A 19,930-nucleotide genomic window follows, 5' to 3' on the forward strand; every position below is an offset into this window, starting at 1 on the left:
TTCAGTCACATCCTGTCACCGGTTTCGATCAGGTAAATTCTTCCTAGCACCAGGGCCAAGTCGGCCCGGCCTTCCCCACCACCCTCCGGTCCCACTCACCGAGTGTGACGGCTTGTTCGGCGTGCCCGGGGAATCCGATGTTCGCTAGGAGACCTTGTTGAGTACCGAATTCGAGCCCGCTCGACTCGATGACGTAGAGGAGTTGCTGGCCCTTTTCCGCCTGCAGTACGGCGACAGCTACCCATTGCCCAGCGGCAACGACCCCGAGATGATGGCCGCCGCCATCGCCAACCCGATCCCCTCCTGGCTGGTCGCCCGCGACCACGGCCGCATCGTCACCACGATCATGGCCGAGATCGCCGCCGACGACCGGATCGCCAGGACACAGAGTCTCATCGTCCACCCGGACGCGCGTGGCCGCGGCATGGCGCGCAAGGCCGTCGGCGCGCTCGCCGACCTGCTGCTGACCAGCGGGCACATCGACTCCGCGTACGGCAAGTCCCGCACCTCCAGCACCGCGGCGCAGCGGATGATGCTGAGCAACGACTTCGTCGCGCTGGGCGTGTTCCCCAACGCCCACAAGTTCGCCAGCCAGGAGACCGTGCTGCTCACGGTCAAGCACGCCGAGGGCGTGCTCGACCAGCGTCAGCCCGTGTACAAGGTCCCGGCCGAGCTCGAACGGCTGGTCACCGCCGTCGAGCACAGCGTCGGCATGCCGGCGCGCCCCGAGTTCGTCCCCGCGACCGACTACCCCACCACCGGCCCGGACGTCGAACTCGAGCTGCTCGACGCGCCGCACTTCGTCGCCAGGACCTTCGACGCCCAGGTGCGTGACCCGTACCGCCGGTACTACCCGCTGCACACCCCGAACATGCTGCTCACCGACGCGAAGGGCACCTTCGAGCTCTACGCGCGCCTCACCAAGCACGACGGCTACGGCACGATGATCGCGGGCACGCCGAACGGGCTGGCCGTCGTCCCGCATCTCGGCCAGATCGTCGGGAAGCTGAGCGAGGCGGGCGCCGCCTACCTCGAGACGATCGTCCCGCTGTGCGCCTTCGAGGAGCTGAGTGCCTTGCTGGCGCACGGTTTCCTGCCCGCCGCCATGTACCCGGCGATGCGCCGCGACGGCGGCCTCTTCCAGGACTACGTGGTGATGGCGCGGACCATGCAGCCGCTCGACTTCCGCGGCCTGAAGATCGACGAGGCCTTCCGCCCCTACGCCGAGCAGTACATCGACCTGTGGACCCAGCGCCACCTCGACACCAGTGGAGTTTTCCGGTGAGCCCGCACCTGACCGACCCGGCGACCGTCCCCGACACCGTCGCGCTCAAGAACGTCCAGGCGCTGTGCGACATCGCCGACCCGTACCGCCACGACGCGGAGACCGACGCGCTGTTCGTCGCCGCGATGAACGAGTCGAACCACTGGCACGTCCGGCGTTCCCCGTTCTACGCCAACCTTTTCGACGGCATGACCGAGCTGAAGTCCATTGAGGACCTGACGCGTCAGCCGTACATCCACGCGAACTTCTTCAAGATGCACGAGATCCTGTCCGTGCCCCGCGAGGACGTGCTGGTGAACCCGACCTCCTCGGGCACCACCGGCCAGAAGTCGCAGATGTTCTGGGACGAGTGGACCGTGCGCTCCGGCCAGCGCATGATCGCCCGCATCTTCGACCACTACGGCTGGATCGACGCCGACCCGGTCAGCTACCTGCTCTACACGAACCAGCCGCAGCCGGGCCTCAAGACCGGCAGCGCGCGCACCGGCCAGCTGCTCACCGACTTCGCGCCGGCGGGCACGGTCGACTACGGCCTCGCGCACACCGGCACCGGCCACGAGTTCGACGCGTTCGGCTCCATCCGCGCGCTGCAGCGCTTCGCCGAGGAAGACGTCCCGGTCCGCGTTTTCGGTTTCCCCGCGTTCCTTTCCTTCACGCTGGACCGGATGCGCGCGCTGGGCATCCCGCCGCTGAAGCTCAACGAGCGCTCGCTGGTGCTGTTCGGCGGCGGCTGGAAGGGCAACGCCGACAAGCAGATCGCGAAGCCGGAGCTCTACCGCCGCATCAACGGCCAGCTCGGCATCCCCGACGCGCGCATCCGCGACGCCTACGGCTCCGTCGAGCATTCCATCCCGTACATCGAGTGCCCGAACCACAACCTGCACGTGCCCACCTGGTCGCGCGCGCTGGTCCGGTCGGTGCGGACGCTCGAACCGCTTCCCTTCGGTGAGCGCGGTTATCTGCAGTTCATCTCGCCGTACATCACCTCGGCGCCCGCGCAGAGCGTGCTGATGGGCGACCTCGGCACGCTGCACGCCCCGCAGGAGTGCGGTTGCGGCACGCCGACCCCGTGGTTCGAGATCCACGGGCGCGCGGGCATCTCCCGCAACCGCAGCTGTGCCATCGCCGCCGCCGAACTTCTGAAGGACAAGTCTTGAGCAACGAGCATTACTGGCAAGGAACCTGGGTCGACGACGTCCGCGCGGGCGACCTGCTCGAAACCCTCGAAGAGACCACCCAGCGGGTGCTGGGCGCGGAGCGGCTCAGCCCGCTGACCGTGCTCGCCGCGTGCGAGAAGCTCGCCGACCGGCTGTCCAAACCGGACAGTGTGGTGCGGATCCAGCTCACCGAACGCCTGCAGGACTGGGGCCTTCCCCGCGAAGAGATCGCCGAGACCTTCGATCTGCTGGTCGACCAGCTCGCCCGTGAGGAGCTCGAGCGCAAGGTCACCCGTGAGCTCGGCGGCGTCGACCCGGCCCGGCTCGCGCGCTTCGACTTCAAGCTCCCGATCTTCGAGGCCTGGGTGCCCGTCGGCCTGCTCGCGCACGTCGCGGCGGGCAACGCGCCCGCCGTCGGCGCGCTCAGCGCGATCGAGGGCCTGCTCACCGGCAACCTCAACGTCATCAAGACCAGCGGCGCCGACTCGCTGTTCACCGCGGAGTTCCTCGCCGCGCTGGCCGAGCAGGACCCGACCGGCAAGATCGCCGAGCGGCTGATCGTGCTGCGGTTCTCGTCCTCGCGCAAGGAATGGCTGGAGCGCATGGTCGCGCCCGCCGACGCCGTCGCCGTCTGGGGTGGCGAGGAGGCCATCAGCGGCATCGCCGAGTTCACCGGACCCGGCACCCGCCTGATCGACTGGGGTCCCAAGCTCTCCTTCGCCTACCTGACCGCCGACACCTGGTCCGCCACCGACGCGCTGCACGCGGTCGCCGCCGATGTCTGCCGCCTCGACCAGCAGGCCTGCTCCAGCCCGCAGGTCATCTACCTCGACACCGACGACGAGGAAGAGGTCTTCGCCTTCGCCGAGCGCTTCGCGCCGGTGCTGGCCGAGGTCGTGCGCGAGCGGCAGCCGCGCGACCCGAGCGACGCCGAATGGGCCGAGATCAACAACACGGTCATCGTCGCCAAGCTGGAGGAGAACCTCGGTCTCACCAAGGTGCTCACCGCCGAGGACGGCACCTGGCGGGTCATGGCCGACACCCGGTCGGCGCTGCGCGCCTCGCCGCTGTACCGCACGGTGTGGGTGAAACCGTTGCCGCGCAACGAGATCACCGCCACGCTCCGCCCGATGCGCCGCTACCTGCAGACGGTCGGCCTCGCCGCCACCCGCCAGGACACCGCCGTGCTCGCACGCACGCTGGTGAGCACCGGCGTCCAGCGCGTGACCGTGCCGGGCCGGATGCTGGGCGGCTACGCGGGTGAGCCGCACGACGGCGTCTACGCGATGCAGCGCTACAGCCGCCGCGTCGACGTCCAGCTCGACGAGCGCTTCGCCACCGACGCCGCGCTCGACGACTTCACGCTGGGCGCGCAGCTCCCAGCGCCGAACGTGCCGGTGACGCCCAAGTCGGAGTTCGAGACCCTGCGGGCCGGTCGCGGCGAGGTGTTCTTCCTCAGCGGCGGCAGCACCGGCAAGCCGAAGCTGTCGAAGTTCTCGTGGGCCGACTACGACGAGATCTCGAACTTCGCCTCCGAAGCGCTGCTGGCGACCGGGATCGACCCGCGCACCGACCGCGTGATGAACCTGTTCTTCAGCGGGCACATGTACGGCAGCTTCGTCAGTTACTTCTCCGCGCTCGAGCGCCTCGGCGCCGTCCAGTTCCCGATGGGCGGCGAGTGGGACCGGTTCGAGGCGATCGCGCAGTCCATTGTGGACAACCAGATCGACACGCTGGTCACGGTGCCGAGCTTCGTCATGCGGCTGTTCACCGAGGGCGGCGACACGCTGCGCCGCTACCAGGGCGTGCGCAAGATCTTCTACGCCGGTGAGCACTTCGGCGACAGCCAGATCCAGTGGCTGCGCGAGGAATTCGGCGTCGAGATCGTCCGCTCCGCGGCGTACGGCGGCATCGACGCCGGGCCGATGGGGTACCAGTGCCTGGAGTCCCCGGCGCGCGTGCACCACATGTTCCCCGGCCTGCACACGCTGGAGATCCTCGACACCGAGTCGGACACCCCGGTCGCGCCGGGCGAGGTGGGCCGCCTGGTCTTCACCGCGCACACCCGCCGCGGCCAGCGCGTGGACCGCTACGAGATCGGTGATCTCGGCCGCTGGATCACCGAGCCGTGCGGCTGCGGCCGCCAGAGCCCGCGCTTCGAGCTGCTCGGCCGCGTCGGCGACGTGTTCCGCACGGCCGCGGTGACGCTGAACTACCGGCGGTTCGTCGCCATCGCCGCGGACGCCTTCGGGTACTCCGGCGCGTTCCAGGTGGTGCTGAGCGAGGACGCCCAGGGCGACATCCTCACCATGCGCCTGGAATCCGGCGACCCCGACACCGTCACCCGCGAGTTCATCGCGCGTTACCCCGAGCTGACCGAGGCCGTCGAAGGCACCCGGCTGCTCCGCCTGCACACCGAAATCGCGCCGCAGAGCGCCTTCGCCAAGACCGCCAGCAGCGGAAAGCTCATCGCGGTGGTCGAGAACCGATCCTCCAGGAGCACCTCATGAGCGACCAGCTGACCGAGCTCGTCGAGTTCGCCCGCGCGAACTCCCCGTTCTACAAGCAGCTTTACGACGGCGTCCCGGCCGGTCCGGTGCGGCTGGCCGACCTGCCGATCATCGACCAGTCCGAGTTCTGGGCCGCGAACACCATGCACGGCAACACCGCGCTCACCGGCCCGCACACCGACGGGATCATCTTCAAGACCGGCGGCACCACCAGCGCGCCGCGGCTGTCCGCCTACACGCGTCCCGAGTGGAAGACCCTCGCGAGCACCTTCGCCACCGGCCTGGCCGCGGCGGGCGTGCGGCACGGCGACCGCGTCGCGAACCTGCTGTACGCCGGTGAGCTGTACTCCAGCTTCATCCTGATGCTGAACATGCTGCAGATGCAGCAGGTCGACACCGTCCAGCTGCCCATCGCAGGCAGCGCGCCCGCCGACTTCAAGGTGCAGGCGCTGCAGGACTTCGAGGCCACGGTCATCGCGGCGTTCCCGACCGCGCTCGTGGCGCTCGCGCAGTACGTGAAGGAGAACGTCGGCACGCTGCCGCACGTGCGGGTGGTGCTGTTCAGCGGTGAGGCGTTCTACGGCGACCAGCGCCGGATCGTGCACGAGGCCTTCCCCAACGCGGTGATCCGGTCGCTGGGCTACGGCAGTGTCGACGGCGGCGTGCTCGGCGCGCCGGTCGAGGGCTGCGAGGACGTGCGGGTGTTCCGCGCTTTCGAGCCGACCAACGTGATCGAGATCGTCGACACCGAGACCGGCGAGCCGATCGTGGAGCCGGGCCGCCCCGGCAGGCTGCTGGTGACCGACCTCGGCAGGCGGCTGCAGCCGATGATCCGGTACCCGGTCGGCGACCTCGGCGAGTGGGTTTCGTTCGAGGAGCGCACTTTCCGGCTGCTGGGCCGCGCCGACGAGGGCGCCCGCGTCGGGCCGGTCACCCTGCATTTGGACTACCTGCGCGGCTGCGTCGACACCGCGACCGGCTCGCGCGTCGACGGCTTCCAGGTCGTGCTGCGCCGCGTCGACGCGAAGGACCAGCTCGTGCTGCGCTTCGCCAGCGACGCGACCGACCGCGCGGCCGTGCTCGAGACGCTGAGCGCGCAGGTCGACGAGATCTCGCCGCGCTTCGCCGACCACGTCGCCCGCGGCATCATCCAGCCGCTCGCCGTGGAATGGGTCACGCCGTCGGAGATCGCCGTCAACCCGCGCACCAGCAAGGTGCTCCGGCTCATCGACGAGCGGCCGGTATGAACGTCCGCGAAGCCGAACGGCTGACCGAGGTCGCGACGCGGCCGCTCCCCCTTTTGTTCCGTAACAAGAACTTCGCGGCCGTCTGGCTGGGCCAGGTGCTCAGCCAGGGTGGCACGCGGATCTACCAGATCGCACTGCTGTGGTGGCTGCTCGGCCAGCTGCCCGCGTCGTCGCGCGGCCTGTCCGCCGGTGCGTTCCTGGTGGTCGGTGCCCTGCCATCACTGCTGCTGGCAGGGCGCATCGGCAGGCTCATCGACTCGGTGCCCGCGCGCCGGGTGATGCTCCGCGCCGAGGTCGTCGCGGGCGTGCTGGTCTCCGGTCTCGCCGTGCTGGCGTACCTGGACTCGGTGCCGGTGTGGCTGGTCTACCCGATCGGGCTGGCCCTCGCGACGTGTCAGGCGTTCTTCGACCCGTGCCTGATGAAAGCGCTACCAGAGCTGCTCGACGGCGCCGACATGGAGCGCGCGGTCGGCTTCGGGACGTCGACGCAGTCGGTGGCGAACTTCGCGGGCGCCGCGTTCGGCGCCGGCCTGCTGGCGACCGTCGGCTTCGCGGGCGCGGTGGCGATCAACGCCGCCACGTACGTCGTCGCCGCGCTGTGCCTGCTCTACGCCCGTTTCAACGCGCTGCCCGCCGGTCCTTCCGCTGCGGCGGAGAAGAAGCAGGGCACGTGGGCGTTTCTCGGCTCGCTGCCGGGAGTGCGGCCGCTGCTGGTCTGCTTCGCCGCGGTGAACTTCTTCTCCGCGCCGACGCTGCTGGTGCTGCCGCTGTACACGAAGTCCGTGCTCCAGCAGGGGCCCGCGACGCTGGCGACACTCGAGTCCGCACTGTGGCTCGGGCTGCTGCTCGGCGCGTTCGGCGCGGTCCGTGTGCCGACACGCGGCCGGATCACCCAGTTCGGCGCGGTCTGCATCGGCGCGTTCGGCCTGTTCCTCGCCGTGCCGGGGCTCGTCGTGTCCGGCCCGGTCTCGATCGTGACGCTCGCGCTCGCCGGCTTCTGCCTCGGCGTGTCGAACGTCAAGTTCACCGCCCTCTTCCAGGCGGTCGTCCCGCCGGAAGCCAAGGGCCGGTTCTTCGCCGCGATGATGGCTTCGGTCACCGCGACGTTCCCGGTGGCGTTCCTCGCCTTCGGTGCGATCGGCGACGCCATCAGCCCGCAATTGCTCTGCCTGGTTCAGGCGGCAGGCCTGCTGGTGATCGGTTTCGTGCTCTCCAGGCTGCCCGAGCCGACCCAGTAATAAGTCAAGTTACCCGCTGGTCATGACCCATCCGGGTTGTTTCGCCGTGCCCGGAAAACACTACCGCTTAGTACGGCTGTCGCCGTGACGAAAGGATCCATACCGTGGTTGGCGTGAGCATCGCTATCTCAGACCCCGAGACCATGACCGAGCTGATCGCGGACTGCAAGTGCATCCCCGACACGCTCCACGCGGAGCTCCCGCTCCCGCAGCCCCCGGCCGCCCGCCGCTGGACCCACGACGACATCTGCAAGTGCGCGCCCCAGGTGGACGGCATGGAGATGTTCGTCTGACGAACACCGCAAGCACGAAGAAGGCCCCCGGCGACGGCCGGGGGCCTTCTTCATGTTCGGGGTTCCCAGCGGCCCAGCGTGTCGTCCATCCATGCACGCGTGTCGTCCATCCATGCACGCTTGTCGTCCATCCGCGCACCGGCGACGCACGCACCAGGAACGAGAGTGGCTTATGTGTGGCTCAGCGTTCCCAAGGTGGCGTTTGTGCGTTCCAGCCGACCTCGGCACGAACGAAGAAGGGGTCGTGAGTGGCTACGCCGGTTAGAACCGGCAATGCCACTCACGACCCCTTCGTCGGTGAGGCTTTAGTGGAACGAGTCGCCGCAGGCGCAGGAGCCGGTGGCGTTCGGGTTGTCGATCGTGAAGCCCTGCTTCTCGATCGAGTCGACGAAGTCGATGACCGCGCTGGACACGTACGGCGCGCTCATCCGGTCCACGGCGACCTGGAGGCCGTCGAAGTCGCGGAAGAGGTCGCCGTCGAGCGTGCGCTCGTCGAAGAACAGCTGGTAACGCAGGCCGGCGCAGCCACCGGGCTGGACGGCGATGCGCAGGTGCATGTCGTCGCGGCCCTCCTGCTCGAGCAGGGCCTTCGCCTTGGCAGCCGCGGCCGCGGTCAACGTCACGCCGTGGGTGGCTTCGCCGGCCTCGGTCTGCACGTCGCCGGTTTCAGCGGTCGTCATGGCACTCCTCAAGTTCAACGTCTATGGACACTCCCGGTGCTTCCAACACCGGTGTGCCCTGATCTGTTCCACTCCATGTTCGCACATCACGTGACCTGCCGGACATGACGCGGCACACGGGCCATATCCTGGTCAGGTGAGGTTCCTGCGCCGTAGCTCCGCCACCGAGACCGATGCCCCCGACTCCGTCGAGGAGCAGATCGACGTTCTGCCCAAGAACGTCACCGCCGGGAAGGGCCGTGCCACCCCCAAGCGGCGCGAGGCCGAGGCGAAGAAACGCGGCCCGGTGGCGCCGCCGCCCACCACCATGCGCGAGGCGATGAAGCGCAACAAGGAGCTCCGGAAGGCCAACCCGGTCTCCAAGGACGAGCGCCGCGCCGCCGCCAAGGAGCGCCGCGACCGGATGATGGCGGGCGAGGACAAGTACCTGCTCCCCCGCGACCGCGGCCCAGTGAAGGCCTACGTCCGTGACCTCGTGGACACGCGCCGTAACCTGCTCGGCCTGTTCATGCCGCTCGCGATCCTCGTGTTCGTGGCGATGCTCGTGCCGAACACGCGCATCCAGCAGTACGCGACCCTGCTCTGCACGCTGATGCTGCTCGCGATGATCGTCGAGGGCTTCCTGTCCGGCCGCCGCATCTCCAAGGCCGTCCGCGAGAAGTTCCCGAAGGAGGCCGTGAGCGGCCGCTCCATCGGCTGGTACGCCTTCATCCGCGCGAGCCAGATCCGCAAGCTGCGCGTCCCGAAGCCGCGCCTGCGCCCCGGCGACGCCATCAGCTGACCCAGGCTTCAGGGGTCGTGAGTGTTGCGGCCGGTTAGAACCGGCCGCAACACTCACGACCCCATTTTTCGCGCGCTCCGGGATATCGTTTACTCGCTGTTCAGGCGGGGTCGTTAGCAAGGCGAACGTTCTCGGGTTAGAGTGCGGCCATGGAGTTTCGTCGCCTTGGCCGCAGTGGCCTCAACGTCAGTGAGATCTCGTACGGGAACTGGATCACCCACGGCTCCCAGGTCGAGGACGAGCAGGCCCAGTCCTGCATCAAGGCCGCGCTCGACGCGGGCATCACCACGTTCGACACCGCCGACACGTACGCGAACACCGCGGCGGAGACCGTGCTCGGCAAGGGCCTCAAGGGCCTGCGCCGCGAGAGCCTGGAGATCTTCACCAAGGTCTACTGGCCGACCGGCCCCAAGGGTCCGAACGACTCGGGCCTGTCGCGCAAGCACATCATGGAGTCCGCGCACGCCTCGCTGAAGCGTCTCGGCACCGACTACGTCGACCTCTACCAGGCACACCGGTTCGACCGGACCGTGCCACTGGAGGAGACCATGCTCACCTTCGCCGACCTCGTGCGGCAGGGGAAGGTGCTCTACGTCGGCGTCTCGGAGTGGACGGCCGAGCAGATCACCCAGGGCGCCGCGCTCGCGCGCGAGCTGAAGGTGCCGTTCATCTCGAACCAGCCGCAGTACAACATGCTGTGGCGCGTCATCGAGCCGCAGGTCGTGCCCGCGTCCGAGCGCGAGGGCCTGTCGCAGATCGTCTGGTCGCCGATCGCGCAGGGCGTGCTCACCGGCAAGTACAAGCCGGGCCAGCCGTTCCCGGCCGGTTCCCGCGCCACCGACGAGAAGGGCGGCGCGAACTTCGTGCAGCGCTTCCTCAACGACGAGGTGCTCGAGCGCGTCACCAAGCTGGAGCCGCTCGCGGCCGAGGCCGGGCTTTCGCTCGCGCAGCTGGCCGTCGCGTGGGTGCTGCAGAACCCGAACGTCGCCAGCGCCATCATCGGCGCCTCGCGCCCGGAGCAGGTGCACGAGAACGTCAAGGCCGCGGGCGTGAAGCTGGAGCCCGAGCTGCTTCAGGCCATCGACGAGGTGCTCGACGGCGTCATCGAGCGGGACGCGACGCTCACCAGGAGCCCGTGAGCACCTGCTCCGCGACCGTGAGGTCGTGGGGATAGGTGATCTTGAAGTTCTCCTCGCGGCCGGGCACCCAGCGCACCGGCAGCGGGGAGAACTTTTCCATACAGGAAGCCGTGTCCGTGCCCAGGAAGCCCTCGCGCTCGGCCTGCTCGTAGACCTCCAGCAACGGCTTGGCGAGGAAACCCTGCGGTGTCTGCACCCGGACGGCGTCCGCCAGGAAACCGCCCGTGGTGGCGGTTTCCGAGGCGGGAACGATGTCGTGCGCCGCGAGGCCGGGCACCGCGCCGCCGTGCTCACGGGTCACCCGGAGCACCTCGCCGATCAGCGCGGGACTCACCAGCGGGCGAGCCGCGTCGTGGATCAGCACGGCGTCGACGGACCCGTCCGCGATGCGGGAAGCCAAGTGCCGCAACGCGTTCAGCTCCGATTCTTGGCGTGTCCGTCCACCATGGACAAGCTCGACGTCGAGCCCGTCGGTGACCTCCGCCGCCAGGTCGGCGTCCTCGGGGCGGATCACCAGCAGGAGTACGCCGATCTCGGGGACCTGGTGGAAGGCGTCGAGCGACCACGAGGCCACCCGGCGGCCGGCGACGGGCAGGTAGACCTTGTTCATCTTCGCGCCCACGCGCGAGCCCGAACCACTCGCGAGGACCACACCGGCAGCTGTCACAAGGCCAAGATAGTGGTCACCGGTAGGTTGATCCCGGCTCACCCGCTACGACGAAAGGCCAGGCGTGGACGCGGACACCATCATCGAGTTCGCCGAGATCGGGGCGCCGGACGAGCACGCCCGCTCGGCGGCCATCGAGCTGCACGGCAAGCTCATCAAACCGGCCGGATCGCTGGGCAAACTGGAGGAGCTCGGCGTCTGGATCGCCGCCTGCCAGGGCCAGTCCCCGCCGCGCCCGTTCACCCGGCCCCGTGTCGTCGTCTTCGCCGCCGACCACGGCATCTCCGCCAAGGGCGTCTCCGCCTACCCGCGTGAGGTCACCGGCCAGCTGGTCGGCAGCCTGCTCACCGGCGGCGCCGCGATCAACGTGCTCGCCGCCTCGGCAGGCGCCTCGGTGCGCGTGGTGGACATCGCCGTCGACACCGACGCGCCCGCGACCCGCTCGATCGGCGAGTTCAAGGTCCGCCGCGGCTCCGGCTCGATCGACACCGAAGACGCGCTGACCGACGAAGAGGTGCGCGCGGCCATCCGCGCCGGCATGAAGATCGCCGACGCCGAGGTCGACGGCGGCGCGGACCTGCTCGTGGCCGGCGATCTCGGCATCGGCAACAGCACCCCGGCCTCGGTGCTGGTGGCGGCGCTGACCGGGTCGGAGCCGGTCGCGGTCGTCGGCCGCGGCTCCGGCATCGACGACGCCACCTGGATGCGCAAGGCGATCGCGGTCCGCGACGGCCTCCGTCGCGCCCGCCGCGTACTCGCCGACCCGATCCTGCTCGTGCGCACGGCCGGTGGCGCGGACATCGCCGCCATCGCCGGTTTCCTCGCCCAGGCGGCGGTCCGCAAGACCCCGGTCATCCTGGACGGCCTCGTCGCGGGCGCGGCCGCCCTGATCGCCGAGGAGCTCGCCCCCGGAGCCCGCCAGTGGTGGGTCGCGGGCCAGCGCGGCGGCGAGCCCGCGCACGCGCTGCTGCTCGACCACCTCGACCTGGAACCCGTGCTGGACCTCGACATCCGCCTCGGCGAAGGCACGGGCGCGGTCGCCGCGCTCCCGCTCCTCTTCATGGCCACCCGCGTACTGGCCGAGATGTCCACCCACGACCAAGCCGGGGTCGCGGGCCCCCTCACCCCGCCCCCGACCCCCTAAGTTTTAGCCCGAAAGCCACTTTCGTCAGGTCTCATCTGACGAAAGTGGCTTTCGGGCTATCACACCTGCCGGAAGTGGCTTTCGGGCTTTGGGCGGCTAGGCGAGGGGGACCATCCAGCCGTGGGGGTCCTCGCGGGTGCCTTCCTGGATGCCGGTGAGGGCGTTGCGGAGCTTCATGGTGAGCTCGCCCGTCTGGCCGCCCGAGACGGAGAACTCGCCGCCCGCGTGCTTGACGTGGCCGACCGGGGTGATGACCGCCGCCGTGCCGCAGGCGAAGACCTCGGTCAGCTCGCCGGAGGCGGCGGCCTTCTCCCACTCGTCGGTGGAGATCTTGCGCTCCTCGACCGTGTGACCGAAGTCCTTCGCCAGCTGGAGCAGGGACTTGCGCGTCACGCCCGGCAGCAGCGAGCCGGTCAGCGACGGGGTGACCACACGGGCGTCGGCGCCGGAGCCGAAGACGAAGAACAGGTTCATCCCGCCCATCTCCTCGACCCAGCGGCGCTCGACCGCGTCGAGCCAGACGACCTGGTCGCAGCCCTTTTCGACGGCCTGCGCCTGCGCCACGAAGGACGCCGCGTAGTTGCCTGCGCACTTGGCGAAGCCGGTGCCGCCGGGCGCCGCGCGCACGTACTCGGTGGACAGCCACACGCTGACCGGCTTGATGCCGCTCGGGAAGTACGGGCCAGCCGGCGACGCGATGAGCGCGTACAGGTACTCACCGGCCGGGCGGTTGACGCCGAGGCCGGTCTCGGTCGAGATCATGAACGGGCGCAGGTAGAGCGACTCGCCCTGCTTGGTCGGCACCCAGCGCTCGTCGACGGCGATGAGCTCGCGCAGCGAGTCGAGGAAGATCTCGTCCGGCAGCAGCGGCATCGCGAGGCGCTCGGCGGAGTCGCGGAACCGGCTCGCGTTGGCGTCGGGCCGGAAGGAGGCGATGGAGCCGTCCGGCTGGCGGTAGGCCTTCAGTCCCTCGAAGATCGCCTGTCCATAGTGGAGGACCGAGGTGGCGGGGTCGAGGGTGAACGGCGCGTACGGCCCGACGACGGCGTCGTGCCAGCCCTTCGCGGTGCTCCATTTCACGGTGACCATGTTGTCGGTGAAGTAGGTGCCGAAACCGGGCTTGGCCAGTACTTCCGCGACGCGCTCCGGGCTCGCGGGCTGCGGGTTCGGGATGTGGTCGAACTGCGTCGTGGTCGTCATGTGGTAACGATAACGCTTAGTCGGAAGAGCGTTAGTCGGAAGTCCCTCTACTTTCCTGAAGCGTACGTCCCACACCCGGCCACGCTTCGAACTAGGATGGCGGTGTGACCTACCAACCCATGCAGACCACCCGCGAGAACCGCGTCTCCGCGGGCACCGGGTCGGACGTCAAGACGCTGATCGCCGCGCTGCTGCTGACCTACTTCTGCGGTGTCACGCTGCTGGTCGGCTACGCGCTCATCGGCGGCTTCGGCGTGGTGCTCGGCATCGCCGCGTCGATCGCGGGCGTCGTGTTCTGGCGCAAGGCGCACGGCAAGGCGTTCCCGCGCGACATCCCGGTGAAGTCGCTGATCATCTTCGGCGCGATCACCGTCGCGCTCACGGTCCTGCTCTTCATCAGCGCGGGCTGAGCCCTTCGCGCAGCCGCGCCGGGAGCTCCGGCGCGGCCCAGGACGGATCGGGGACGAAGTCGGTCCACGTCCCGTCGAAGGGGAACGCGCGCGCGGACGCCAGCGCGCCCATCCGCTCCCCCTCTTCCCGCAGCCGCTTGAGCTGCTCGCGGGTGAGTTTCCCCGCGTCCAGCGCGGCTTCCGCCTCGTCTTCGTCCTTCCAGCACCAGGTGCCGTCCGGCGCGACGTCGAGGTCGAGCACGCCGTCGATGCGGTCGAAGCCGGTCTCCGTGCGGCCGACCGGGATCTCCAGGTTCACGTACCAGCCGGTGAACTCCGGCGCGAAGAACCACCACACCGAGCACCACTCGTCGTCGACCACGCGGCGCACGTTCGCGGTGCCGTGCCAGGTGCTCAGGTACTGCTCGCGCTGGATGCGGAACCGCTCCCCGAGCGGCGCGTCCCGCATCAGCCTGCCGTCGACGAGCCTGGTGCCGATGATCTCGGTGCCCGGTGGGAGCCAGCCGACCAGCGTGGCTCCGTCGTCGGAGAGCACCCGCAGCGGGTGATGCTGCCCGATGGACCCGTCCGTGCGCCGGAACCGCTCGACGACGGTGTCCCCCGGCTGCCACCTGTGATCAACCACGATGCGCACGGTACCGGAGCACGGCCTCGCCGAGCCCGGCCAGCGTGGCGAGCACGAGCGTGACGACCGGGCCGCCGGCCACCACCACCGCGACCGCCGCCACCGTCCACGCCCAGGTCTCCCGGCCCGCGGGAAGCTCGGCGACGGTGTCGAGCGTGGCGGTGACCGTGGCCAGCACGACGAAAAGCAGGAGCGCGGTCGTGAACCGCGCCGCGTCCGCCGCCGTGACCAGGTCCTTCATCGAGGTCAGCGAAAGCCCGAGCCGCCCGGCGCCGAGCTGGTACACCGCGCCGACGATGATCGCGAGCCCGAAAACGGCCGTGACCAGTGATCGCACCACCGGCCGGGGTCCCCGTGCCGTCGTGAAAGCCGGATACAGCGCCGCCACGGCCAGCGCGAATCCGGCCACGGTCGCGCCCTGCGGCGGCGTCGTGTTCACCGGCTCGATCCCGAAACTCACCGCGAGCAGCAGCACGCCGCCGAGCGCGAGCACACCGGTGACGGCGCGGGTGACCGAACCGGGCAGCCGGACGCCCAGTGTGGCGAGCGCGACGGCCACGACCAGCAGCGCGGCCGCCGCGTACCGCGGATACTCGGGAAACGCGTACGCGCCGAACGCGGTGGCGGACACGGCGGCCAACGAAAGTTGGGAAATCGTGCTCACCGCCGCCGTCCGCCGGTCGGGTGAAAGCGGTTCACCGGGCGGCAGCGCGGACCCGAAAGCGAGCAGCGCGGCCACGGCACCTGCGGCGATGACACCCGCGCCCGCGTACGACGCGGCCACCGCGAGCGCGATCACCAAGCCCGCCGCCAACCGCACCCCGACCCACCACCCTTTCGCCTGTTTAACACTTGTCATTAGCATGGCTCACGATCTGACCGGGCCCGGAGCCCGGTCCCACCGCGAAAGCGCGAGGAGCCAGAAGTGACCGTGCCGAAGCTTGCCCTGTCCGATAACTCGGAAGCGGCACTGAGCAAGACCCGCGCTGACGTAGTCGTGATCGGCACCGTCCAGGGTGAAGACGGCGTGCGCCTGGCCGCGGGCGCCGACGTCGCCGACGCCGCGTTCGAAGGCAAGCTCGCCGAGGTGCTCACCACGCTCGGCGCGAGCGGCAAGCTCGAAGAGGTCGTCAAGCTGCCGACGCTGGGCAAGCTGAGCGCGGGTGTCGTGCTCGCTGTCGGCCTCGGCAAGGCCGACGCCGAAGGCGCCGTCAGCGGCGAGAACGTCCGCCGCGCCGCGGGTGCCGCCGCCCGCGCGCTCGCGGGCACCGAGCGCGCGTTCGTCACGCTGTCCGCGCTCGACCTGCAGGCCGCCGTCGAAGGCACCGTGCTGGGCGCGTACGTGTTCACCGAGTACCGCTCGGAAAAGGGCGACGCCCCCGTGTCCAAAGTGGACTTCGCGAACCCGGCCGAAGGCGCCGCGAAGGACCACAAGGCCGCGCTGAAGACCGCGACCGCGGTGGCCGAGTCGGTCATCGTCGCGCGCGACCTGATCAACACCCCGCCGAACGACCTGTTCCCCGCCTCGTTCGCCGACCGCGCCGTCAAGCTCGCCGAGGCCGCCGGCCTCGAGGTCGAGGTGCTCGACGAGAAGGCGTTGAAGCGCAAGGGTTTCGGCGGCATCCTCGGCGTCGGCGGCGGCTCGTCGCGCCAGCCGCGCCTGGTCCGCGTCGCCTACAAGGGCACCAAGGCCACCAAGAAGGTCGCGCTGGTCGGCAAGGGCATCACCTTCGACACCGGCGGCATCTCGATCAAGCCAGCCGCCGGTATGGACCACATGACCTCGGACATGTCCGGCGCGGCCGGCGTGCTCGCCTCGGTGCTGCTGGCGGCCAAGCTCAAGCTGCCGCTCGAGGTCATCGCGCACATCCCGCTGGCGGAGAACATGCCGTCCGGCACCTCGTACCGTCCCGGTGACGTGCTGAGCATGTACGGCGGCAAGACCGTCGAGGTGCTCAACACCGACGCCGAGGGCCGTCTCGTGCTGGCCGACGCGATCGTCCGCGCCGCCGAGGACAACCCCGACTACCTCATCGAGACCTCGACGCTGACCGGCGCGCAGGTCGTCGCGCTCGGCAACCGCACCGCGGGCATCATGGGCACCGACGAGTTCCGCGACCGCATCGCCACGCTCGCGCAGGCGACCGGCGAGGGCGGCTGGGCGATGCCGCTGCCGGAGGAGCTGCGCGCGGACCTCGACTCCCGTCTCGCCGACCTGGCGAACGTGACCGGGCACCGCTGGGGCGGCATGCTCGCCGCGGGCATCTTCCTGCGTGAGTTCGTCGCCGAGGGCCTGACCTGGGCGCACATCGACATCGCGGGCCCGGCGTTCAACACCGGCGGCGCGTGGGGCTACACCGGCAAGGGCGGCACGGGTGTCCCGGTCCGCACGATCCACGCGGTCCTGGAAGACATCGTCGCCAACGGCTGAGTCAGTTGGAGTTCCTCGAGGAGGCCGTGCGCGATGTGCTCACGGCCTCCGAAACCCAGGTCGACGACCGGATCGGCTACGCGGTGCTGCTCGCGGCTTCGGCCGGGGCCGCCGAGGACGCCGACCGGCTCGTCCTGGCCTGGGCACGGGCGACCGAGCGCCCGGTCTCACTGCTCGCGCAGGGCCACGTCCGCGCGCGGGCGTTCGCGATGTGGTTCGAGGCGCGCGGTGTCCGTCCTTCGTGGGCGGAAGCGTTGGTACCACTGGATCTCGACGCCGAGGAAGCCGCACACGAGGCCTACCTGAAGCGGTCCGGTGAGTCCACTTTGGCCACACTCGTCAGCATGGTCGAGCCGCCGCGCGTCGACCCGCTCAACGCCGCTTTGGCGGACGGCTCACTCGAGGACTGGGCCGCCATCGCCGCGGGCAGGCCGCTCCCGGACGTCGCCTCGCTGCTCGCCTGCCGCCGCTTCGGCCCCGCGCTCGCGGCGGGCGCCAACCCGCTCGCCCTCGACGCCGCCGCCCTCACCGGCGACCTGATCGCGGCCCTGCGCCATCGCTACCCGCCCACCGCCGGCAGCTGGCCGGAGCTCGTCGCCGCCGTGCTCCGCCTGCGCGGCGAGGGCGTCGCGGCGCCAGGCGCCACTGTGGACACTCTCGATCTTGCCGAGCAGAGGCTGCGCGCCCGGCTCCCCGACGACTACCGCGAATTCCTGCTGACGTCTGACGGACTACCCGCCGACGTGATCTTCCCGCGCCTGCTTCCGGCCGGGGAGCTCTGGGCACGCGGCGACGTCGTGGTGCTCAGCGAGCCCGCCGTGCTGACGCTCGCCCGCACCGGTCACGTCGTCGAGTACGACCCGGAGCTGGGCACGACCGTCCACTCGGGGTTCCGCGCGCTCATGGAGCACCACCTGAGCCTGCTCACCTGACAGAGTCGTGCCGAGATTCCCGGGATTTGGCAGGCTTTATCCCGCCCGAGAATCGCGGAATCGGCGAGACTCCCGCCCTCTCCAAGCTCGCCGTGTATGAAGGCTCCCCTCATACAACTTGGGCTGTATGAAGGCTCCCTTCATCCCGCTATACGCGATGAAGGCTCCCTTCATACGGCCAGACCTGTATGGAGGCTCCCTTCATACAGCTCGACCAGCGCAGATCTCACCCGCGAGGCCGGGATAAAGCCCGCTTTATCCCGGGCGGGGATCAGCCCTTGGCGCGCTTCTGGCGCTCGGTGTACTCGCGCATCCGCTTCGGGTAGCCCACGCGGGCGACCTCGTACACCGGCATCTGGCGTTTCTTGCCGAAGGCCTGCGCGGCCTCCAGGCTTTCGATGCGGCGGCGGGTCCACTCGCCGTCGTGTGCGACCAACACCACGGTCGTCTCGGTCACGGCCGTGCGCGGCTCCACATAGGCCTCGACACCGTGCCGGGAGGCGGCCCACTCCTCGAGGTGGCGGGTGTCGCTGGACGTGGCTTTCCGCAGCGTACCGGCCTTTTGACCGTCCTTGCCCCGCCTGCGCAGCGAGTCGAAGAGACCCACCTCGACCACCTCACCTCTCGTCACCGTCTACCACCCATTATCCCGACTCACGGGTGTGCCCGGTGTGGGACACCCGGCTCGTTCGCACCATTGGCGGACGTAGTGACAAGATGGCGTACGTCCGCGCGCGCGAAGATCGCGTGCGCGCGATCGTAGAAGCTTCACCCCCGATGCTTGCCGAGGAGTTTTCACCGTGACCGACACCTCCGCCGACCTTGTGATCCTTGGTGGCGGATCGGGCGGCTATGCCGCGGCGTTCCGCGCGGCCGAGCTGGGCCTTTCCGTCATCCTGATCGAGAAGGACAAGCTGGGCGGGACGTGCCTCCACCGAGGCTGCATCCCCACCAAAGCACTGTTGCACGCGGCCGAGGTTGCCGACGAGACCCGTGAAGCCGAATCCGTCGGTGTGAAGGCGGTCTTCGAGGGCATCGACATCGCCGGGGTCAACAAGTACAAGGACTCGATCATCGCCCGGCTCTACAAGGGCCTGCAGGGCCTGGCCAAGGCGCACAAGGTGCAGCTGGTCGAGGGCACCGGCACCTTCGCGGGCGGCACCACCGTCGAGGTCGACGGCACCCGCTACACCGGCAAGAACGTCATCCTCGCCACCGGCTCGTACTCGCGCACGCTGCCCGGCCTCGAGCTCGGCGGTCGCGTGATCGCCAGCGAGCAGGCGCTCGCGCTCGACTTCGTGCCCAAGAAGGTCGTCGTGCTCGGCGGCGGCGTCATCGGCGTCGAGTTCGCCAGCGTCTGGGCGTCCTTCGGCGTCGAGGTGACGATCGTCGAGGCGCTGCCTCGGCTCGTCCCCAACGAGGACGAGTACATCTCGAAGCAGCTCGAGCGCGCGTTCCGCCGCCGCAAGATCGCCTTCAAGACCGGCGTCCGGTTCACCGGCGTCAAGCAGGACGACAACGGTGTCGCCGTCTCGCTGGAGTCCGGCGAGACCCTCGAGGCCGACCTGCTGCTCGTCGCCGTCGGCCGCGGCCCCAACTCCGCGGGCCACGGCTACGAGGAAGCGGGCGTCACCATCGACCGCGGCTTCGTGATCACCGACGAGCGCCTGCGGACCAACCTGCCGAACGTCTACGCCGTCGGCGACATCGTGCCCGGCCTGCAGCTCGCGCACCGCGGCTTCCAGCAGGGCATCTTCGTCGCCGAGGAGATCGCGGGCCTCGAGCCGCGCGTGATCGACGAGGCGGGCATCCCGCGTGTCACCTACTCCCACCCGGAGGTCGCTTCGGTCGGGCTGACCGAGTCGCAGGCCAAGGACAAGTACGGCGCGGAGGTGACCACCTTCACCTACGACCTCGGCGGCAACGGCAAGAGCCAGATCCTCAAGACCTCGGGCGGCGTCAAGCTGATCAAGGCGCCGGACGGCCCCGTCGTCGGCGTGCACATGGTCGGCGACCGCGTCGGCGAGCTGATCGGTGAAGCGCAGCTCATCTACAGCTGGGAGGCCTTCCCGGAGGACGTCGCCCCGCTCATCCACGCCCACCCCACCCAGACCGAGGCCCTCGGCGAAGCATTCCTTGCCCTCGCGGGCAAGCCGCTCCACGTGCACAGCTGACGTCTTAAGAAAACCCA

19 protein-coding genes are annotated in these 19,930 nt (G+C 69.7%); 13 read left to right on the forward strand and 6 right to left on the reverse strand.

Features of this window, described 5'->3' with window-relative positions; translation table 11 throughout:
• The first annotated feature begins 157 nt into the window (after positions 1-157).
• The 6 genes from BLV57_RS34845 (at position 158) to BLV57_RS34870 (ending at position 7,730) form a co-directional block, all read left to right on the forward strand.
• Positions 158-1,285, forward strand: a complete 1,128-nt coding sequence (locus BLV57_RS34845; protein ID WP_143047224.1) for a GNAT family N-acetyltransferase — start codon at positions 158-160, stop codon at positions 1,283-1,285.
• Positions 1,282-2,442, forward strand: coding sequence for a LuxE/PaaK family acyltransferase (locus tag BLV57_RS34850; protein WP_091296666.1), 1,161 nt, complete (start codon positions 1,282-1,284; stop codon positions 2,440-2,442). Before BLV57_RS34845 ends, BLV57_RS34850 begins: the two co-directional genes overlap by 4 nt.
• Positions 2,439-4,952: an acyl-CoA reductase gene (locus BLV57_RS34855; RefSeq protein WP_091296668.1), complete on the forward strand. Its 2,514-nt coding sequence runs from the start codon at positions 2,439-2,441 to the stop codon at positions 4,950-4,952. Before BLV57_RS34850 ends, BLV57_RS34855 begins: the two co-directional genes overlap by 4 nt.
• A complete protein-coding gene (locus BLV57_RS34860) occupies positions 4,949-6,199 on the forward strand; it encodes a phenylacetate--CoA ligase family protein (RefSeq protein ID WP_091296671.1) in 1,251 nt (416 codons plus the stop codon). Before BLV57_RS34855 ends, BLV57_RS34860 begins: the two co-directional genes overlap by 4 nt.
• A complete protein-coding gene (locus BLV57_RS34865; protein ID WP_176968940.1) occupies positions 6,196-7,437 on the forward strand; it encodes an MFS transporter in 1,242 nt (413 codons plus the stop codon). Before BLV57_RS34860 ends, BLV57_RS34865 begins: the two co-directional genes overlap by 4 nt.
• A 113-nt stretch (positions 7,438-7,550) precedes the next feature.
• On the forward strand, positions 7,551-7,730 hold the full coding sequence (locus tag BLV57_RS34870) for a hypothetical protein (protein ID WP_143047225.1): 180 nt from the start codon (positions 7,551-7,553) through the stop codon (positions 7,728-7,730).
• Between the two features lie 305 nt (positions 7,731-8,035).
• Here the strand turns inward: BLV57_RS34870 and BLV57_RS34875 are convergent, their stop codons facing one another.
• Entirely contained in the window at positions 8,036-8,410 is a 375-nt protein-coding gene (locus tag BLV57_RS34875) for a HesB/IscA family protein (protein ID WP_091296678.1), read from the reverse strand.
• Positions 8,411-8,546: 136 nt separating this feature from the next.
• On the opposite strand from BLV57_RS34875, the gene BLV57_RS34880 reads away from it, so the two are divergent.
• Both BLV57_RS34880 and BLV57_RS34885 read left to right on the forward strand, forming a co-directional pair.
• A complete protein-coding gene (locus BLV57_RS34880; protein ID WP_091296681.1) occupies positions 8,547-9,191 on the forward strand; it encodes a DUF3043 domain-containing protein in 645 nt (214 codons plus the stop codon).
• A gap of 149 nt (positions 9,192-9,340) precedes the next feature.
• Positions 9,341-10,330 (forward strand): aldo/keto reductase family protein, encoded by a 990-nt coding sequence (locus BLV57_RS34885; protein WP_091296682.1) that lies wholly within the window; start codon positions 9,341-9,343, stop codon positions 10,328-10,330.
• On the opposite strand, the gene BLV57_RS34890 is transcribed toward BLV57_RS34885, so the two are convergent.
• Positions 10,314-10,982, reverse strand: a complete 669-nt coding sequence (locus tag BLV57_RS34890) for an IspD/TarI family cytidylyltransferase (RefSeq protein ID WP_176968947.1) — start codon at positions 10,980-10,982, stop codon at positions 10,314-10,316. The genes BLV57_RS34885 and BLV57_RS34890 overlap by 17 nt on opposite strands.
• A gap of 79 nt (positions 10,983-11,061) precedes the next feature.
• Here BLV57_RS34890 and cobT point away from each other — a divergent pair, with 79 nt between their 5' ends.
• On the forward strand, positions 11,062-12,141 hold the full coding sequence (gene cobT, locus BLV57_RS34895; protein WP_091296684.1) for a nicotinate-nucleotide--dimethylbenzimidazole phosphoribosyltransferase: 1,080 nt from the start codon (positions 11,062-11,064) through the stop codon (positions 12,139-12,141).
• A 96-nt stretch (positions 12,142-12,237) separates the two neighbouring features.
• Here cobT and BLV57_RS34900 read toward each other — a convergent pair whose 3' ends face one another.
• The gene (locus BLV57_RS34900; RefSeq protein WP_091296687.1) at positions 12,238-13,341 is read right to left on the reverse strand and encodes a branched-chain amino acid aminotransferase; all 1,104 of its coding nucleotides are present in this window, start codon (positions 13,339-13,341) and stop codon (positions 12,238-12,240) included.
• Positions 13,342-13,445: 104 nt separating this feature from the next.
• Between BLV57_RS34900 and BLV57_RS34905 the strand changes: the two genes are divergently transcribed.
• Positions 13,446-13,751: a hypothetical protein gene (locus BLV57_RS34905; RefSeq protein WP_245757638.1), complete on the forward strand. Its 306-nt coding sequence runs from the start codon at positions 13,446-13,448 to the stop codon at positions 13,749-13,751.
• On the opposite strand, the gene BLV57_RS34910 is transcribed toward BLV57_RS34905, so the two are convergent.
• Positions 13,738-14,376, reverse strand: a complete 639-nt coding sequence (locus tag BLV57_RS34910) for a ribonuclease FAU-1 family protein (RefSeq protein WP_091296870.1) — start codon at positions 14,374-14,376, stop codon at positions 13,738-13,740. The two genes, BLV57_RS34905 and BLV57_RS34910, sit on opposite strands and share 14 nt — an antisense overlap.
• Positions 14,369-15,196 (reverse strand): hypothetical protein, encoded by an 828-nt coding sequence (locus BLV57_RS34915; protein WP_091296689.1) that lies wholly within the window; start codon positions 15,194-15,196, stop codon positions 14,369-14,371. Before BLV57_RS34915 ends, BLV57_RS34910 begins: the two co-directional genes overlap by 8 nt.
• Positions 15,197-15,301: 105 nt before the next feature.
• On the opposite strand from BLV57_RS34915, the gene BLV57_RS34920 reads away from it, so the two are divergent.
• Together BLV57_RS34920 and BLV57_RS34925 are read left to right on the forward strand one after the other, a co-directional pair.
• The gene (locus BLV57_RS34920; protein WP_091296691.1) at positions 15,302-16,807 is read left to right on the forward strand and encodes a leucyl aminopeptidase; all 1,506 of its coding nucleotides are present in this window, start codon (positions 15,302-15,304) and stop codon (positions 16,805-16,807) included.
• Positions 16,808-16,812: 5 nt separating this feature from the next.
• Positions 16,813-17,739, forward strand: coding sequence for an SMI1/KNR4 family protein (locus BLV57_RS34925; protein WP_342741229.1), 927 nt, complete (start codon positions 16,813-16,815; stop codon positions 17,737-17,739).
• Between the two features lie 271 nt (positions 17,740-18,010).
• On the opposite strand, the gene BLV57_RS34930 is transcribed toward BLV57_RS34925, so the two are convergent.
• Positions 18,011-18,355: an oxidoreductase gene (locus tag BLV57_RS34930; protein ID WP_091296693.1), complete on the reverse strand. Its 345-nt coding sequence runs from the start codon at positions 18,353-18,355 to the stop codon at positions 18,011-18,013.
• A gap of 184 nt (positions 18,356-18,539) precedes the next feature.
• Between BLV57_RS34930 and lpdA the strand changes: the two genes are divergently transcribed.
• The gene (gene lpdA / locus BLV57_RS34935; protein WP_091296695.1) at positions 18,540-19,913 is read left to right on the forward strand and encodes a dihydrolipoyl dehydrogenase; all 1,374 of its coding nucleotides are present in this window, start codon (positions 18,540-18,542) and stop codon (positions 19,911-19,913) included.
• Positions 19,914-19,930 lie beyond the last annotated feature (17 nt).

This window comes from Amycolatopsis xylanica, assembly GCF_900107045.1.
GTDB lineage: Bacteria > Actinomycetota > Actinomycetes > Mycobacteriales > Pseudonocardiaceae > Amycolatopsis > Amycolatopsis xylanica.

Coding starts and splice junctions, on each gene's coding strand:
- BLV57_RS34885 (WP_091296682.1), top strand. CDS start 9,341: ATGGAGTTTCGTCGCCTTGGCCGCAGTGGCCTCAACGTCAGTGAGATC.
- BLV57_RS34875 (WP_091296678.1), bottom strand. CDS start 8,410: ATGACGACCGCTGAAACCGGCGACGTGCAGACCGAGGCCGGCGAAGCC.
- BLV57_RS34900 (WP_091296687.1), bottom strand. CDS start 13,341: ATGACGACCACGACGCAGTTCGACCACATCCCGAACCCGCAGCCCGCG.
- BLV57_RS34860 (WP_091296671.1), top strand. CDS start 4,949: ATGAGCGACCAGCTGACCGAGCTCGTCGAGTTCGCCCGCGCGAACTCC.
- BLV57_RS34865 (WP_176968940.1), top strand. CDS start 6,196: ATGAACGTCCGCGAAGCCGAACGGCTGACCGAGGTCGCGACGCGGCCG.